At 63.9% G+C, this 15,320-nt stretch carries 14 protein-coding genes and 4 tRNA genes; 12 read left to right on the plus strand and 6 right to left on the minus strand.

The window, feature by feature from the left end; translation table 11 throughout:
• Nucleotides 1-41: 41 nt before the first annotated feature.
• The gene (locus tag PQU96_RS10565; RefSeq protein WP_272772290.1) at nt 42-1,262 is read left to right on the plus strand and encodes an MFS transporter; all 1,221 of its coding nucleotides are present in this window, start codon (nt 42-44) and stop codon (nt 1,260-1,262) included.
• Nucleotides 1,263-1,337: 75 nt separating this feature from the next.
• Here PQU96_RS10565 and PQU96_RS10570 read toward each other — a convergent pair whose 3' ends face one another.
• Entirely contained in the window at nt 1,338-1,952 is a 615-nt protein-coding gene (locus PQU96_RS10570; protein ID WP_272772291.1) for a peroxiredoxin, read from the minus strand.
• Nucleotides 1,953-2,211: 259 nt separating this feature from the next.
• On the opposite strand from PQU96_RS10570, the gene PQU96_RS10575 reads away from it, so the two are divergent.
• Complete coding sequence (locus PQU96_RS10575) at nt 2,212-3,402, plus strand: fused response regulator/phosphatase (RefSeq protein WP_272772292.1); 1,191 nt, start codon at nt 2,212-2,214, stop codon at nt 3,400-3,402.
• 72 nt (nt 3,403-3,474) lie between these two features.
• Here the strand turns inward: PQU96_RS10575 and aspS are convergent, their stop codons facing one another.
• The 3 genes from aspS to PQU96_RS10590 all read right to left on the minus strand — a co-directional run bounded on the left by aspS (nt 3,475) and on the right by PQU96_RS10590 (nt 6,255).
• A complete protein-coding gene (gene aspS / locus PQU96_RS10580) occupies nt 3,475-5,277 on the minus strand; it encodes an aspartate--tRNA ligase (protein WP_272772293.1) in 1,803 nt (600 codons plus the stop codon).
• Between the two features lie 98 nt (nt 5,278-5,375).
• Nucleotides 5,376-6,011 carry a DUF502 domain-containing protein gene (locus PQU96_RS10585; RefSeq protein WP_272772295.1) on the minus strand — a complete coding sequence of 212 codons (636 nt, stop codon included), beginning with the start codon at nt 6,009-6,011 and terminating at the stop codon, nt 5,376-5,378.
• A 7-nt stretch (nt 6,012-6,018) separates the two neighbouring features.
• The gene (locus PQU96_RS10590; protein WP_272772297.1) at nt 6,019-6,255 is read right to left on the minus strand and encodes an FmdB family zinc ribbon protein; all 237 of its coding nucleotides are present in this window, start codon (nt 6,253-6,255) and stop codon (nt 6,019-6,021) included.
• Nucleotides 6,256-6,510: 255 nt separating this feature from the next.
• Between PQU96_RS10590 and fabI the strand changes: the two genes are divergently transcribed.
• The 3 genes from fabI to PQU96_RS10605 are packed head-to-tail and all read left to right on the plus strand — an operon-like array spanning nt 6,511 to nt 9,386.
• A complete protein-coding gene (fabI, locus tag PQU96_RS10595; RefSeq protein ID WP_272772299.1) occupies nt 6,511-7,287 on the plus strand; it encodes an enoyl-ACP reductase FabI in 777 nt (258 codons plus the stop codon).
• Nucleotides 7,288-7,298: 11 nt separating this feature from the next.
• Nucleotides 7,299-8,219 carry a bifunctional enoyl-CoA hydratase/phosphate acetyltransferase gene (locus PQU96_RS10600; protein WP_272772301.1) on the plus strand — a complete coding sequence of 307 codons (921 nt, stop codon included), beginning with the start codon at nt 7,299-7,301 and terminating at the stop codon, nt 8,217-8,219.
• Between the two features lie 3 nt (nt 8,220-8,222).
• On the plus strand, nt 8,223-9,386 hold the full coding sequence (locus tag PQU96_RS10605) for an acetate/propionate family kinase (RefSeq protein WP_272772302.1): 1,164 nt from the start codon (nt 8,223-8,225) through the stop codon (nt 9,384-9,386).
• A gap of 72 nt (nt 9,387-9,458) precedes the next feature.
• Here PQU96_RS10605 and PQU96_RS10610 read toward each other — a convergent pair whose 3' ends face one another.
• Together PQU96_RS10610 and rpsT are read right to left on the minus strand one after the other, a co-directional pair.
• Nucleotides 9,459-10,559 carry a phospholipase A gene (locus tag PQU96_RS10610; RefSeq protein WP_272772304.1) on the minus strand — a complete coding sequence of 367 codons (1,101 nt, stop codon included), beginning with the start codon at nt 10,557-10,559 and terminating at the stop codon, nt 9,459-9,461.
• Between the two features lie 101 nt (nt 10,560-10,660).
• Complete coding sequence (rpsT, locus tag PQU96_RS10615; protein WP_047967825.1) at nt 10,661-10,927, minus strand: 30S ribosomal protein S20; 267 nt, start codon at nt 10,925-10,927, stop codon at nt 10,661-10,663.
• 128 nt (nt 10,928-11,055) lie between these two features.
• Here rpsT and murJ point away from each other — a divergent pair, with 128 nt between their 5' ends.
• The 7 genes from murJ (at nt 11,056) to cysD (ending at nt 15,106) form a co-directional block, all read left to right on the plus strand.
• Nucleotides 11,056-12,597, plus strand: a complete 1,542-nt coding sequence (gene murJ / locus PQU96_RS10620; RefSeq protein ID WP_272772305.1) for a murein biosynthesis integral membrane protein MurJ — start codon at nt 11,056-11,058, stop codon at nt 12,595-12,597.
• Between the two features lie 90 nt (nt 12,598-12,687).
• On the plus strand, nt 12,688-13,527 hold the full coding sequence (queF, locus tag PQU96_RS10625; protein WP_272772306.1) for an NADPH-dependent 7-cyano-7-deazaguanine reductase QueF: 840 nt from the start codon (nt 12,688-12,690) through the stop codon (nt 13,525-13,527).
• A 117-nt stretch (nt 13,528-13,644) separates the two neighbouring features.
• Nucleotides 13,645-13,721 (plus strand) — tRNA-Arg (locus PQU96_RS10630).
• Between the two features lie 7 nt (nt 13,722-13,728).
• Nucleotides 13,729-13,803, plus strand: a tRNA-Glu gene (locus tag PQU96_RS10635).
• 4 nt (nt 13,804-13,807) lie between these two features.
• Nucleotides 13,808-13,884 (plus strand) — tRNA-Arg (locus PQU96_RS10640).
• Nucleotides 13,885-13,893: 9 nt separating this feature from the next.
• Nucleotides 13,894-13,968: transfer RNA gene (locus PQU96_RS10645), tRNA-Glu, on the plus strand.
• 211 nt (nt 13,969-14,179) lie between these two features.
• Nucleotides 14,180-15,106 (plus strand): sulfate adenylyltransferase subunit CysD, encoded by a 927-nt coding sequence (gene cysD, locus PQU96_RS10650; RefSeq protein WP_255909204.1) that lies wholly within the window; start codon nt 14,180-14,182, stop codon nt 15,104-15,106.
• The last annotated feature ends 214 nt before the right edge of the window (nt 15,107-15,320 follow it).

Consider the following 15,320-nt stretch of genomic DNA (forward strand, 5'->3'; position numbering starts at 1 on the left):
CCGGCTGCCCGCCCGCTGCCGCCCTCCCACAAGGATTTCCCATGCCCGCCGTTGCCGCCGCGCTCGCCCAGCGCCTGCTCTCCCCGTTCCGCGACCTGCCCGCCGGCGTCCACATCCAGATCGTCGCCACCCTGATCAACACCATGGGCGGCATCGCCAAGCTGTTCCTGCCGCTCTATTTCCTGGAGCGCTACCGGCTGCCCTACGGCAGCATCGGCCTCCTGATGGGCTGCTACGGCCTCGGCTGCTTTATCGGCGCCTACGCCGGCGGCGCCCTCAGCGACCGTCTCGATACCCGCAAGCTGTGCGCGGCGCTGCTGCTGGCCGGCGGGCTGCTGACCATATCGCTGGCGCTGCCGCTGCCGGTGTGGGGCTTCGTGCCGTTGCTGCTGCTGACCGGGCTGGCCGACGGCGGCTTCCGCCCCGGCAATATGCGGCTGGTGCTGGAGCCGTGCGCACCGTCGCAGCGCGCCACCGCGCAAGGCTTGTACCGGGTGGCGTTCAATCTCGGCGTCTCGCTGGCCGGCATCACCGGCGGCCTGCTGGCGGTATACGGCTACCAGTGGGTGTTCGTGGCGCAGGGTTGTGCCAGTCTGCTGGCCTGCCTGTGGCTGGTGATGGCCTATCGCCGCCAGCCGCAGGCACCGGGCCAGCCGCAGGCGCCTGCGGCCAACCTTGAGGCACAGGACGGTTCGCCGTGGCGGGATGCCGCCTTTTTGCGCTTCATCGCAGGGCAGCTGCTGATCCTGGCGGTATTCGACCAGATGTACGGCACGCTGGGCATGTTCCTGCGCGAACACTACCGGCTGGGGCCGCAGTGGATCGGCTATCTGTTCACCCTCAACGGACTGATGGTGGTGCTGCTGCAGGTGCCGATTGCGCAGCGCATCCAGCGCTGGGGGCTGGCGCGCAGCTCGCACCTCGGGGTGCTCGGCATCGGCCTGAGCTTTTGCCTGCTGAATGCCGGCACCGGTGCGCCGTGGGCGCTGCTGGCGATGCTGGTGCTGACCGTCGGCGAACTACTGCTGTCGCCGACCTGGTCGGTGATCGTGATGCAGTGCTCGGAAGGCCGGCAACGCGGCCGCTACCTCGGCATCTACTCCGCCGCGTGGAGCGGGCGCACGCTATATGCGCCGGCGCTGGGCACCTGGATCTACGGCACGCTGGGCGGTGCCGCCCTGTGGTGGCTGTGCGCCGGGGTCGCCCTACTGACCGTGGCACTGCAGGCCGGCGCGCTGCGCCAGATGCTGACACGCCCCTGAATGCAAAAAGCCCTGCACACGGTGCAGGGCTTCGGGCTTGCGGCCAACCTTGTGGCTGGCACGGGCAGGCGCTGATTACAGCGCGGCGGCGTTCTCGGCCAGGTAGGAAGCCACGCCTTCGGCGGACGGCTTCATGCCTTTCTTACCCTTGTTCCAGCCGGCCGGGCACACTTCACCGTGTTCTTCGGTGAACTGCAGCGCGTCAACCATGCGCAGCATTTCGTCCACGTTGCGGCCCAGTGGCAGGTTGTTGACTACCTGGTGCTGTACCACGCCGGACTTGTCGATCAGGAAGGAACCACGGAAGGCCACGCCACCGTCGGCTTCCACGTCGAAGGCCTTGCACAGGTCGTGCTGGATGTCAGCCACCAGGGTGTAGCCCACCTGGCCGATACCGCCTTTTTCCACCGGGGTGTTGCGCCATGCGGCGTGGGAGAACTGGCTGTCGATGGACACGCCGATCACTTCCACGTTGCGGGCCTTGAACTCGGCCAGACGGTGGTCGAAGGCGATCAGCTCGGACGGGCACACGAAGGTGAAGTCCAGCGGGTAGAAGAACACCACGGCGTATTTGCCGGCAGTTGCCTGCTGGAAGGAATAGTTGTCAACAATCTGACCATCGCCCAGTACGGCGGAGAAGGTTTTTTCGCCTGCAAAGAACGGTGCCTGTTTGCCTACAAGTACGGCCATGTGATTCTCCTTGGAGTTCGGTTATCTGTGAATCCTGCGGACGATGATCCGCAAACTGGCACGTTTATAAATCAGCACCGCGCCAGCTGCCAATTGAATATCCAAATTGCCGTCATTAAAACGGGCAATCACCTGCCAGCCAGGGCCGCCTCGTCGCCAACCATGCGAAACAGATAACGTTGGCCACAATCTGGATTAAAATAAAGCCATGCCGGCAATCGCCCCCAACCTCCTTTCAACCACCCGCCCCGGGATGACCATGAGCAAACAGCTGACCATACTGGCGGTAGACGATGTCAGCCAGCACCGCGCCATGCTGACACAGTTCATCCGCGAGCTGGGCCATGTGCCGGTTACCGCCAGCAACGGCCAGGAGGCGGTGGATTACTGCCGCGCCAGCATGCCGGACATGATCCTGATGGACATCCTGATGCCGGTGATGGACGGTTTTACCGCCACCCGCCACATCCGGGCGTTACTGGCCGGCCGCTGGATCCCTATCGTGTTCCTGTCGGCGCTGAACGAAGAAGCCGATTACCTGCACGGACTGGAGGCCGGCGGTGACGACTACCTGGCCAAGCCGGTCAACCTGTCGCTGCTGTCGGCCAAGATCAGCAGCCTGCAGCGCGTGATCGACATGCAGGAACGCCTTGCCGACAGCCACCACCAGCTGGAACAGTACTACGCCACCACCCAGCAGGAACACAGCCTGGCGCAGCACGTGCTGGAAAGCTTCAACACCGCCGCCAATGCCCGGCGCCACAATATCCAGAGCTGGCTGAAATCGGCGGTACACCTCAGCGGCGACGTGATCTGCATCGCACACTCGCCGTCCGGCACCGACCACGTGATGCTGGCCGACAGCACCGGCCACGGGCTGGTGGCGGCCATCTGCTGCCTGCCGGCGATCGACACCTTCCACGCCATGACCCAGCGCGGCGCCGGCATCGGCGAGATCGCCGAGTCGATCAACAGCAAACTGCACCAGACGCTGCCTATCGGCCACTTCGTCGCCGCCGCGCTGCTCGCCGTCGACTACCGCAGCGGCAGCATCACAGTGTGGAACGGCGGCATTCCCTGTTGCAGCTTCATCAACCGGCACGGCGAGCGGGAAAAAGCCTTCCGCTCCGCCCACCCGCCGCTGGGCACGCTGCCACCGGAGGCATTCGACCCGCAACAGGAGCAGTACCGGTGGCAGCATGACGGCGAGATCATCGTCTGCTCCGACGGCGTCACCGAGGCGCGCAACGCGGCGCAGCAGCAGTTTGGCGAGGACGGCGTGCTGCAGGCGGCCCGCGCGGCACAGGGGCACGACACCGCGACGCGAATCGCCACCGCCTTGCAGCAGCATCTGCAGCAACAGCACCCCATGGACGACGCCTCGCTGGTGGTGATCGGCTGCCGGCGCCAGCCGGCCCTGCCGCCCGCTGCGGAACCGCCAGCGGAGTAACAAGCCGCCGCACGAGCATGAAAAAACGGGAGCCGCGGCTCCCGTTTTGCTGTTGCTGCCTTGCGGCCAACCTTAGGCGGCCGGTTCGGCTTTCTGGCGCAGGCGCAGGTTCAGTTCCTTCAGCTGCTTCTCGTCTACCGCATTCGGTGCATTGGTCAGCAGACACTGTGCACGCTGGGTTTTCGGGAACGCAATCACGTCGCGGATCGACTCGGCGCCGCACATCAGCGTCACCAGACGGTCCAGACCGAAGGCCAGGCCACCGTGAGGTGGCGCGCCGAACTTCAGGTTGGCCAGCAGGAAGCCGAACTTGTTCTGCTGTTCCTCAGGGGAAATTTTCAGCGCGGCGAACACCTTCTCCTGCACGTCGGCGCGATGGATACGCACCGAACCGCCACCGATTTCCCAGCCGTTGAGCACCATGTCGTAGGCACGCGCGATGCACGCACCCGGATCGGTGTCCATCAGGTCTTCGTGGCCCGGTTTCGGGCTGGTGAACGGATGGTGACAGGCGGTCCAGCGGTCGGCTTCCTCGTCGTGTTCGAACATCGGGAAGTCCACCACCCACAGCGGGCGCCACTCCTTGACGAAGTAGCCGCCGGCTTCGCCGCGCTCGTGGCCGATCTTGATGCGCAGCGCGCCGATCGCCTCGTTCACCACCTTGGCCTTGTCGGCGCCGAAGAAGATGATGTCGCCGTTGTCGGCACCGGTACGCGCCATGATTTCGTTCAGCGCATTCACCGACAGGAACTTGACGATAGGCGACTGCAGGCCGCTGGTTTCGTCATTGGTGATCTTGCTCTTGTCGTTGACCTTGATGTAGGCCAGACCCTTGGCGCCGTAGATGCCGACGAACTGGGTGTAGTCGTCGATGTCCTTGCGCGACAGCGCGGCACCGCCCGGTACGCGCAGGGCGACCACGCGGCCGTTCGGCATGTCGGCCGCACCACGGAACACCTTGAACTCCTCGGTCTTCATCAGATCGGTCAGTTCGGTGAATTTCAGGCTCACGCGCAGGTCCGGCTTGTCGGAGCCGTAGTAGAACATCGCGTCGTTGTAGGCCATGCGCGGGAACTTGCCCAGCTCCACGCCCATCACGTCGCGGAAAATTTCCTGCGCCATGTTTTCGGTGATGTCCATGATCTCGTCCTCGTTCAGGAACGAGGTCTCGATATCGATCTGGGTGAATTCCGGCTGGCGGTCGGCACGCAGGTCTTCGTCACGGAAGCACTTGGTGATCTGGTAGTAGCGATCGAAGCCGGCCACCATCAGCAGCTGCTTGAACAGCTGCGGCGATTGCGGCAGCGCGAAGAACTCGCCCGGGTGCACGCGGGACGGCACCAGGTAGTCGCGGGCGCCTTCCGGGGTGGAGCGGGTCAGCATCGGGGTTTCGATGTCGATGAAGCCCTGCTTGTCCAGGTGATTACGCACGCCCATCGCCACCTTGTAGCGCAGGCGCAGGTTTTTCTGCATGGCCGGGCGACGCAGGTCGATTACGCGGTTGGTCAGGCGCACGTTCTCGGACAGGTTCTCGTCGTCGATCTGGAACGGCGGGGTGGCCGCGGCGTTGAGTATCTCGATTTCCTTGGCCAGGATCTCGATCTCGCCGGAGATCATCTTGCTGTTGGCGGTGCCGGCCGGGCGCTCGCGCACGATGCCGGTGATGGACAGCACGAATTCGTTACGCGCGCTGTCAGCGGTCTGGAATGCTTCCGGGGTGTCCGGATCGATCACCACCTGCACCAGGCCTTCGCGGTCGCGCAGGTCGATGAAGATCACGCCGCCGTGGTCACGACGACGGTGAGCCCAGCCCTTGACCGTAACGGTCTGGCCGAGAAATTTTTTATCAATCAAGCCGCAGTAATCGGTTCTCATGCAGAAGCCTTTTAGCCTTAAATTCGAAGATTCTTGTAATAAAAACAAAGGCAGAGGCGGGACAACCGGCCTCTGCTGAGCTCATTCAATAACGCATTTTACTTGCGTTTTTCACTATCGGGGGCACCGGGCGCGACAACGCCCATGGAAATGACGTATTTCAGTGCCGCGTCCACCGACATGTCCAGCTCGCGCGTGTCCTGCTTCGGCACGATGATGAAGTAGCCGGAGGTCGGGTTCGGCGTGGTCGGCACGTAGACGCTGACGAAGTCGTCCTCGCCCAGCTGCTGCTTCACCTCGCCGGACGGGGCGCCGGTCTGGAAGGCGATGGTCCACGCATTCTGGTGCGGGAAACGCACCAAGAGCGCCTTGCGGAAGGCCTGGCCGGAGTCGGACAGCAGGGTGTCGCTGACCTGCTTCACGCTGTTGTAGATGGTTTTCACCACCGGCGTGCGGGTCAGCACCAGCTCCCACAGGTCGAGCAGGCGCTGGCCGAGAACGTTGGCCGCCATGAAGCCGGTACCCAGCAGCACCGCGAATGCCAGCACCACGCCAAGGCCGGGGATGTCGAAGCCGAACAGGCTCTCCGGACGCCAGCCCTGCGGCAGCAGGTTCACGGTCTGGTCCAGGGTGCCGATGATCAGGTTCAGCACCCACAGCGTGATGGCGATCGGCAACCAGATCAGCAAACCGGCAATCAGGTAGCCGCGCAACGTCATTTTGATATGTTTCATCGGTATCTCAGGCACATCCGCCACTTCCGCAACCGCCGCTACCGCAAGCCGGACCGCTGCCACTGTTCTTGAAATCGGTAACGTACCAGCCGCTGCCCTTGAGCTGGAAGCCGGCCGCGGTCAGTACCTTGCCGTAACGCTGGCTGCCGCAGGACGGGCAGTCGGTCAGTGCTGCATCGCTCATTTTCTGCAGATGTTCGTTCTGTACGCCACAGGCATCACAGCGGTATTCGTAAATCGGCATGTTTTAGCCCTCCACAAACAAAGACGATGACATAATTCAATCGGATATTGCAGTGCATCAAAGATTGCCGCAATAAAACCCTGCATGATAATGGGGTCACAATCGCTGGCAATCAAGTAGCACGCCAAGCCAACGGGCGATTATATCCGACTGATAGAACAATAGAAAACGCTCGCTTCATCGCATTGCAACACGCGTGCCCGATGCTTTGCCGCCAGCGTCATCCTAACCTTTAGCTAACTGGAGTTGATCAGCATGAACCCATCCCACCTGCCGCTGGCCGGCAAACGCGGTCTGATTGTCGGTATCGCCAACGAACACAGCATCGCCTACGGCTGCGCCAAGATCATGCGGGAACAGGGCGCCGAAGTCGCCATCACCTACCTCAACGAAAAGGCGGAAAAATTCGTGCGCCCGCTGGCCGAAGGGTTGGCCGCACCGCTGATCCTGCCGCTGGACGTCCAGGCCGACGGCCAGCTGGAACTGGTGTTCGCCGCGATCGAGGAAACCTGGGGCCAGATCGACTTCGTGGTGCACTCCATCGCCTTCTGCCCGATGGACGACCTGCACGGCCGCGTCACCGACTGCTCGCGTGACGGTTTCCTGCAGGCGATGCGCGTGTCGTGCTACTCCTTCATCGAGATGGCGCGCCTGGCCGAGCCGCTGATGAAGAACGGCGGCGCGCTGATCACCATGAGCTATCACGGCGCCGACAAGGTGGTCGAAAACTACAACATCATGGGGCCGGTGAAGGCGGCGCTGGAAAGCACCACCCGCTACATGGCGCACGAACTGGGCCCGAAAGGCATCCGCGTGCACACCATCTCGCCAGGGCCGCTGAAGACCCGCGCCGCCAGCGGCATCGCCCACTTCGACCAGCTGATCGACGACGCCATCGCCCGCGCACCGCAAAACCGGCTGGTGGACATCGAGGACGTCGGCAACACCTGCGCCTTCCTCGCCTCCGACGCTGCCCGCGCGCTGACCGGCGAGGTCACCTACGTCGATGGCGGCTTCAACATCATGGCCTGAGGAACGACATCATGATCCGCGACGTACACGCCTTTAGCGACATCATCAGCCAGGCCACCGCCAACGGTCCGCAGCCGATGGCGGTGGCCCATCCCTGCAGCCCGGAAGCACTGCTGGGCGCGGTCGAGGCCGCCGAGCACGGCATCGCCACCCCGATCCTGATCGCGCCGCGCGCCAAGCTGCTCAAGCTGGCCGCCGGCATGGACATCGACCTCTCCCGCTTCGAGGTGATCGACGCCGAGCACAGCCACGCCGCCGCCGAGCGCGCGGTGGCACTGGTGCGCGACGGTCGTGCCGACAGCCTGATGAAGGGCAGTCTGCACACCGACGAGTTCATGAGCGCAGTGCTGGACCGCAGCAAGGGCATCCGCACCGACCGCCGCATCAGCCACGTGTTCGTGATGAAGGTGGAAAGCTACCCGCGCTACCTGTTCATCACCGACGCCGCCATCAACATCGAACCGGACCTGATGACCAAGCGCGACATCTGCCAGAACGCCATCGACCTGACCCACGCCCTCGGCGTGGCGCAGCCGAAGGTGGCGATCCTGGCGGCGGTGGAAACCATCAACCCGGCGATGCGCGCCACGCTGGATGCGGCGGCGCTGTGCAAGATGGCCGACCGCGGCCAGATCCGCGGCGCGCTGCTGGACGGCCCGCTGGCCTTCGACAACGCCATCTCGCACGCGGCGGCCGACACCAAGGGCATCGACTCGGCGGTCGCCGGCGAACCGGACATCTTGTTGGTGCCGGACCTGGAATCGGGCAATATGCTGGCCAAGCAGCTGACCTATCTGGCCGCCGCGGCCAGCGCCGGCATCGTGATGGGCGCCCGGGTGCCGATCGTGCTGACCAGCCGTGCCGACGATGCGGCCGGACGGCTGGCTTCGGCAGCGGTGGCCAACGTCTTTGCCGCCCACAGAAAAGGATAAATCATGAGCAAGGCCCTCATCGCCATCAATGCCGGCTCCGCCACGCTGAAATTCCGCGCCTACCAGCCGGACGGCGTGCAACTGCTGGCACGCGGCCTCGTCGACCGTTTCGGAGCCGCCGGCGCCAGCCTGGAGCTGGACTACGGCGGCCGCCAGACGCGGGTGACACTGGCCGGCAGCAGCCGCGACGAGGCGGTGGCGGCCGTGCTCAACATCCTTGCCGACAAGGGGCTGGAAGCGGTGGCGGTCGCGCACCGCGTGGTGCACGGCGGAGACCGCTACACCAGCCCGGTGGTGCTGACGCCGGAAGTGGTCGACCACCTGGCGGAGCTGATTCCGCTGGCACCGCTGCACCAGCCGGCCAGCCTGGGCGTGATGAGCGCCTTCGCGCGGCTGGACAGTCGGCTGACCCAGATCGCCTGCTTCGACACCGCCTTCCATTGCGGCCAACCCGAGGTCGCCACCCGCTTCGGCATCGCCCGCCACTGGCACGAGCAGGGCATCCGCCGCTACGGTTTCCACGGCCTGTCCTACGCATCCATCGCGCGGCGGCTGGGCGACATGGCGCTGGCCAGCCAGCGTGTGGTGGTCTGCCATCTGGGCAGCGGCGCCAGCGCCTGCGCCATCCACGACGGCCGCAGCATCGCCTCCAGCATGGGTTTTTCCGCGGTCGACGGCCTGATGATGGGCAGCCGCCCCGGCAACCTCGATCCGGAGGTGGTGCTGTACTGGCTGGAGCACGAGGGCATGGACATCGCCCAGGTGCGGCAGGAGCTGTACAAGCACAGCGGCCTGCTCGGCGTGTCCGGCCTGTCCGCCGACATGCGCGAGCTGCTGGCCAGCAAGGAGCCGGCGGCGAAGGAGGCGATCGAGCTGTTCTGCTACCGCGCCGCACGCGAAGTGGCGTCGCTGGCCACCGCGATGAAGGGGCTGGATGCGGTGGTGTTCACCGCCGGCATCGGCGAGCGCTCGCCGGAGGTGCGCGCCCGCATCCTGAAACAGCTGTCCTGGCTCGGCTTCGAGGTCGACCTTGCGGCCAACCTTGCTCGCTCGCAGCGCATCACCACGCCGCACAGCCCGCGCCACGCCTACGTCATCGCCACCGACGAAGAAGGCGAAATGGCCCGCGAGGCCGCCGCACTGCTCAGCGGCGACGTGCAGCTGTAATCCCGTACCCGGATAAAAGCGGCGGGCGGCGGATCACTCCGCCGCCCGCCGCTTGCATTCTGCCATCGCGCCTCAGTTGGCCAGCCAGTCGGTCAGCATCAGGCCGACCCCGAGCCCGCGCGAATGGTGGTTGTAGTCGAGCAGGCTTTCGCCGTAGCCATCAAACGCCTGCACATAGCCGCGCAGCCGCCCGGCCACCGGGAAGGTCCAGTCCAGCTGCAGCGCGCCCTTGCCGTGCAGCGGGTTGTAGCGCACGCGGCCGCCCAGGGTCTGATCGTTCCAGCGGTACACCGCCTGCACGTCGCCGCGGCCCATGTATCGGGTGATGTCCGGATTGTCGTCGGTAGCGCGCGATTCCGGCAGCCGGTACCACCAGCGCCCGGTCAGGCTCAGGTTGCCCTTCTCCGCGCCGGCCATCACGTAGGCCCGGTTCCAGCTGCGCGACAGCGGATCGGTCTGGCCGTTGGACTGGTGCACCACGCCGACCCCGGCCATGCGCAAACGCCAGCCCTGCCACGTCCAGTGCGCCGGCAGCGGCGTGGTCAGCATCACTTCCGGCTCGTAGTCGGTCTCGCGGAACGGGGACGACTGCCCCTTGTTGTACATCTGCCAGTGCGACTGCTGGGTGTAGCCGAACCACAGATCGGCCGGCGTGCCGAGCACGTTCTGCCACAGCTTGCTCTTGAACGAGAGCTGGTACTTGGTTTCGACATTGCTGAGCTTGGTGCCGAACAGGCTGACCGACTCCTGCGTCGGCGACGACGGCTGCGAATTGGGCGAGAACAGTTGCCACAGCGGCAGGATGTAGGTCGGCTGGTGCGCGCGCAGCACGAAGGTGCCCAGCTTGTTGTCCTCGTCCAGATCCCACTGCCGGGCCAGGCCCGAGGCGGAGAAGCGCGGCGCGGGCGGCGCCGTGTCGGCATCGGCCGCTACCGGCGCGGCGTCCAGTTGCGGCAACTCGTTTGCGGCCAACGTTGTCGCCGCCGGCGGGCTTGCCGGCGCGGCCGACAGTTCCGACGGCAGCAGCAACGGTGCCGGCGGCAGCAAGGCGTCGAAACAGGCCAGACGCTCGGCGTCCGCCAGGATGGCACGACACTGCTTGAACGGTGACAGCGCCTCATCGGCATACACTTGGCTGGCTAGCAGCAACAACACTGGCGGCAGCAACTTCATCGACTCACCCGCAATTCAGGAACAAAGCACGGTAGACCGCGCAGAAACACAAAAGGCTCCGCGATTGCGGAGCCTTTGCGTATTCTTGCGTCAAACCCGGATCAGGCAGCCATGGCCTTGATGTGGGCAGACAGGCGGCTCTTGTGGCGAGCTGCCTTGTTCTTGTGGTACACGCCTTTGTCAGCCAGACGATCAATCACTTTAACGGAAGCGAGGAACACAGTGTTTGCTACTGCCTTGTCGCCGGCTTCGATTGCTTTGATCACTTTCTTAACGGCGGTACGGAAGGCCGTACGCAGGCTTGCGTTGTGCGCGCGCTGCTTAAGGGCCTGGCGTGCACGCTTGCGAGCTTGTGCGCTATTAGCCATGGAATTCTCCTGATGAGCTGAATCTGAAACGGCAGATTTTAAGGCCTAAGATCACGTTTTGCAACAACAATACCTCCCGCGTAAACTACGCCCCTCGATAAAAGCGTCATCAACCCGTTCGGTAAAGCATGAATTTACTCAAAGCACTGGCAAAAGTCAGCAGCATGACCCTGGTTTCGCGCGTGCTCGGCTTCGTGCGCGATGCCATCATCGCGCGTGTTTTCGGCGCCGGCATGGCCACCGACGCCTTCTTTGTCGCCTTCAAACTGCCCAACCTGCTGCGTCGCATTTTTGCCGAAGGCGCGTTCTCGCAGGCCTTCGTGCCGGTGCTGGCGGAATACAAGGAGCAGCGTGGCGAAGCCGCCACCCGGCTGTTCCTGTCGCACGTCACCGGCACGCTCACCATCGTGCTGACGGCAGTGACCGCGCTGGGCATGTTGGCCGCACCGTGGATCATCTGGGTGTCCGCCCCCGGCTTTGCCGACGATGCCGGCAAGATGGCGCTGACCAGCGACCTGCTGCGCATCACCTTTCCTTATATCCTGTTCATTTCGCTGTCCTCGCTGGCCAGCAGCGTGCTCAATACCTGGAACCGCTTCTCGGTGCCGGCGTTCACGCCGACGCTGCTGAACGTGTCCTTCATCCTGTGCGCGCTGTTGCTGACCAAGTACTTCGACCCGCCGGTGCTGGTGCTGGGCTGGGCGGTGTTCATCGGTGGCATCGCGCAACTGGTCTACCAGCTGCCGCACCTGAAGAAACTGGACATGCTGCCGCTGCCGCGGCTGGCGCTGCGCGATGCGGCGGTGTGGCGCGTGGTGCGGCAGATGGGTCCGGCCATCCTGGGGGTGTCCATCGCCCAGGTGTCGCTGGTGATCAACACCATCTTCGCGTCCTTCCTCGCCTCCGGCAGCGTGTCGTGGATGTACTACGCCGACCGGCTGATGGAATTCCCGACCGGCGTGCTGGGCGTGGCGCTGGGCACCATCCTGCTGCCCTCGCTGTCCAAGTACGCCGCGCGCGGTGACGAGGCGCGCGAGGAGTTCAGCCACCTGCTGGACTGGGGCATCCGCCTGTCGCTGCTGCTGGCGGTACCATCCGCCGTCGGGCTGGCGGTGCTGTCCAAGCCCTTGATCGCCACGCTGTTCATGTACGGCAAGTTCAGCGCCCACGACGCGCTGATGACGCAGCAGGCGCTGATCGCCTACGCGGTCGGCCTCACAGGCCTGATCGTGGTGAAGGTGCTGGCGCCCGGCTTCTACGCGCGCCAGAACATCAAGACCCCGGTGAAGATCGGCATCGCCACGCTGATCGCCACCCAGTTGATGAACATGGTGTTCATCGGCCCACTGGCGCACGCCGGCTTGGCGCTGTCCATCGGCCTCGCCTCGTGCCTGAACGCGGGCCTGCTCTATTATCAGTTGAAGAAGCACGGCATCTATCGCCCGGACGCCGGCTGGGGCGGCTTCATCGCCAAGTTGCTGCTGGCCTGCGCGGTGATGGCCGGTGCGCTGCTGGCCATCCAGCACGGTTTCACCATCGACTGGCACGGCCACAGCTGGCAGCGAGCACTGTGGCTGACGCTGCTGGTGCTGCTGGGCGCCGTTGCCTACTTCGGCAGCCTGTTCACCATGGGCATGCGTCCGCGCCAGTTCATGCGCCGCGCACTATAACGATAACGCCGCCCTGTCGATACACGGGGCGGCAACCAGTCTTGCGGCTGACCATAAGATTTTGGTCCGGCCGCAGCATGAGGAATGACCATGAACCCGACCTACACTCCGGAATTCTCGCCGCTGGGCAAGAAGGTGGACTACCAGGACCAGTACGACGCCAGCCTGCTGTTCCCGATCGCGCGCCAGCAAAAGCGCGACGAAATCGGCGTCAACGAAGGCGCTCTGCCGTTTGCCGGCGTCGACCTGTGGACCGGCTACGAAGTCTCGTGGCTCAACGGCAAGGGCAAGCCGCAGGTGGCCATCGCCACCTTCCGCATCCCGGCCGACAGCCCGCGGCTGATCGAATCCAAGTCGTTCAAGCTGTACCTGAACAGCTACAACCAGACCCGCATCGCCAGCTGGCAGCAGGTGGCGGCACAGCTGGAGCTGGACCTGTCCAACGCCGCCGGCGGCAAGGTGACGGTCAGCCTGCTCCCGCCCGCCGAGTTCGGCCGCGAACGGATCGCGGAGCTGGCCGGCGAGTGCATCGACGAGCTGGACATCGAAGTCAGCAGCTACGCGCCATGCCCGGATGCGCTGCGCGCCGATGCGGCCAACATCGTCAGCGAAACATTGACCTCGCAGCTGCTGAAATCCAACTGTCTGGTCACCGGCCAGCCGGACTGGGGCAGCGTCGCCATCAGTTACACCGGCCCACAGATCGACCGCGAGACGCTGCTGCGCTACCTGATCGGCTTCCGCCAGCACAACGAATTCCACGAGCAGTGCGTGGAACGCATCTTCGTCGACGTGTTGCGCGCCTGCGCACCGAGCAAGCTGACGGTGTACGCGCGCTACACCCGCCGCGGCGGGCTGGACATCAACCCGTGGCGCAGCAACAACCCGGCCGCCGTGGCGCCGGACAACACCCGCACCGCACGGCAATGACACATTGCCGCCGCGCAAGGCACGGCCGGCAAAAGAAATTGCCGCCACAGGCTTGACAGGCGGCGGCGGCATCCGTATAGTTCGCGTCTCTCGCAAGCAACAGCAAACGAGAACAGTGCACCCGTAGCTCAGTTGGATAGAGTATTTGGCTACGAACCAAAGGGTCGGGCGTTCGAATCGCTCCGGGTGCACCACCACAGCGTCCCTATAGTTTAGCGGTTAGAACACTGCCCTTTCACGGCGGCGGCCGGGGTTCGATTCCCCGTGGGGACGCCAAGTTGCACCCGTAGCTCAGTTGGATAGAGTATTTGGCTACGAACCAAAGGGTCGGGCGTTCGAATCGCTCCGGGTGCACCACACAATTCAGTCCCTATAGTTTAGCGGTTAGAACACTGCCCTTTCACGGCGGCGGCCGGGGTTCGATTCCCCGTGGGGACGCCAGCATCAAGCAAAACACCACCTTCGGGTGGTGTTTTTGTTTCTGCCTCGATATTCCCGCCTTGCCATTCTTTTTGCTCTCGATATCGCATATTGATATATAAAATCAGTCTTTCTTGCCGCGTCCGCGCTCCGGTACAGTGCAACTGTCGGAATCCCCGGCACGGCAGAGACGCTGCCGACGATGCCAACAGCCAGAGAATTGAGCGCAAAGATGAATATCAGTCAGGAGAGGCTGACTCACCTCAAGCAACTTGAAGCCGAGTCCATCCACATCATCCGTGAAGTCGCCGCCGAGTTTGACAACCCGGTGATGCTGTACTCCATCGGCAAGGATTCGGCGGTGATGCTGCATTTGGCACAAAAGGCCTTTGCCCCCGGCCGCCCACCCTTCCCGCTGATGCACGTGGACACCACCTGGAAATTCCAGGACATGATCGCGCTGCGCGACAAGCAGGCGAAGGAATACGGCTGGGACCTGATCGTCCACGTCAACCAGGAAGGCGTCGACGCCAACATCAACCCGTTCACCGCCGGCAGTGCCAAGCACACCGACGTGATGAAGACCGAAGGCCTGAAGCAGGCGCTGAACAAGTACAAGTTCGACGCTGCCTTCGGTGGTGCCCGCCGCGACGAGGAAAAATCGCGCGCCAAGGAGCGCGTGTACTCCTTCCGCGACAAGAACCACCGCTGGGACCCGAAAAGCCAGCGTCCGGAACTGTGGAACATCTACAACGCCAAGATCAACAAGGGCGAGTCGATCCGCGTGTTCCCGCTGTCGAACTGGACCGAGCTGGACATCTGGCAGTACATCTTCCTCGAAAACATCGAGATCGTGCCGCTGTACTTTGCCGCCGAGCGCAAGGTGATCGAGCGTGACGGCACGCTGATCATGATCGACGACGACCGCATCCTGCAGTACCTCAGCGACGAGGAAAAAGCGAAGATCGAGACCAAGAAGGTCCGCTTCCGCACCCTCGGCTGTTATCCGCTGACCGGCGCGGTGGAATCGGAAGCCACCACGCTGGCGGAAGTGATCCAGGAAATGCTGCTGACCAAGACCTCCGAACGCCAGGGCCGCGTGATCGATCACGATTCGTCCGGCTCGATGGAGAAGAAGAAGATGGAAGGCTACTTCTAAAGAGCCCATTCAACGCCTGCTGCGCGTCGGCGATACCGCGTTGAAAACGACTTCGGAATGCTCATTGACCCCATGTCAACTCCGCTTTCTCAGCCGTTTTCGCCTTGTCTCGCTCTAGCTCGCGAGACGTTGAACAAGCTCCAAGCCCCTTTTTCGCCCCTACCGAATGTTCAAAGGTTGGCCGCATGCGGCCAACCTTGCTGATGCAAGGCAC

The sequence above is a fragment of the Vogesella margarita genome, assembly GCF_028548475.1.
In the GTDB taxonomy this organism is placed as follows: domain Bacteria; phylum Pseudomonadota; class Gammaproteobacteria; order Burkholderiales; family Chromobacteriaceae; genus Vogesella; species Vogesella margarita.

Bases quoted from the DNA above. Each gene is read 5' to 3' on its own strand.
- PQU96_RS10565 (WP_272772290.1), top strand. From the start codon at position 42: ATGCCCGCCGTTGCCGCCGCGCTCGCCCAGCGCCTGCTCTCCCCGTTC.
- PQU96_RS10570 (WP_272772291.1), bottom strand. From the start codon at position 1,952: ATGGCCGTACTTGTAGGCAAACAGGCACCGTTCTTTGCAGGCGAAAAA.
- PQU96_RS10575 (WP_272772292.1), top strand. From the start codon at position 2,212: ATGAGCAAACAGCTGACCATACTGGCGGTAGACGATGTCAGCCAGCAC.
- aspS (WP_272772293.1), bottom strand. From the start codon at position 5,277: ATGAGAACCGATTACTGCGGCTTGATTGATAAAAAATTTCTCGGCCAG.
- PQU96_RS10585 (WP_272772295.1), bottom strand. From the start codon at position 6,011: ATGAAACATATCAAAATGACGTTGCGCGGCTACCTGATTGCCGGTTTG.
- PQU96_RS10590 (WP_272772297.1), bottom strand. From the start codon at position 6,255: ATGCCGATTTACGAATACCGCTGTGATGCCTGTGGCGTACAGAACGAA.
- fabI (WP_272772299.1), top strand. From the start codon at position 6,511: ATGAACCCATCCCACCTGCCGCTGGCCGGCAAACGCGGTCTGATTGTC.
- PQU96_RS10600 (WP_272772301.1), top strand. From the start codon at position 7,299: ATGATCCGCGACGTACACGCCTTTAGCGACATCATCAGCCAGGCCACC.
- PQU96_RS10605 (WP_272772302.1), top strand. From the start codon at position 8,223: ATGAGCAAGGCCCTCATCGCCATCAATGCCGGCTCCGCCACGCTGAAA.
- PQU96_RS10610 (WP_272772304.1), bottom strand. From the start codon at position 10,559: ATGAAGTTGCTGCCGCCAGTGTTGTTGCTGCTAGCCAGCCAAGTGTAT.
- rpsT (WP_047967825.1), bottom strand. From the start codon at position 10,927: ATGGCTAATAGCGCACAAGCTCGCAAGCGTGCACGCCAGGCCCTTAAG.
- murJ (WP_272772305.1), top strand. From the start codon at position 11,056: ATGAATTTACTCAAAGCACTGGCAAAAGTCAGCAGCATGACCCTGGTT.
- queF (WP_272772306.1), top strand. From the start codon at position 12,688: ATGAACCCGACCTACACTCCGGAATTCTCGCCGCTGGGCAAGAAGGTG.
- cysD (WP_255909204.1), top strand. From the start codon at position 14,180: ATGAATATCAGTCAGGAGAGGCTGACTCACCTCAAGCAACTTGAAGCC.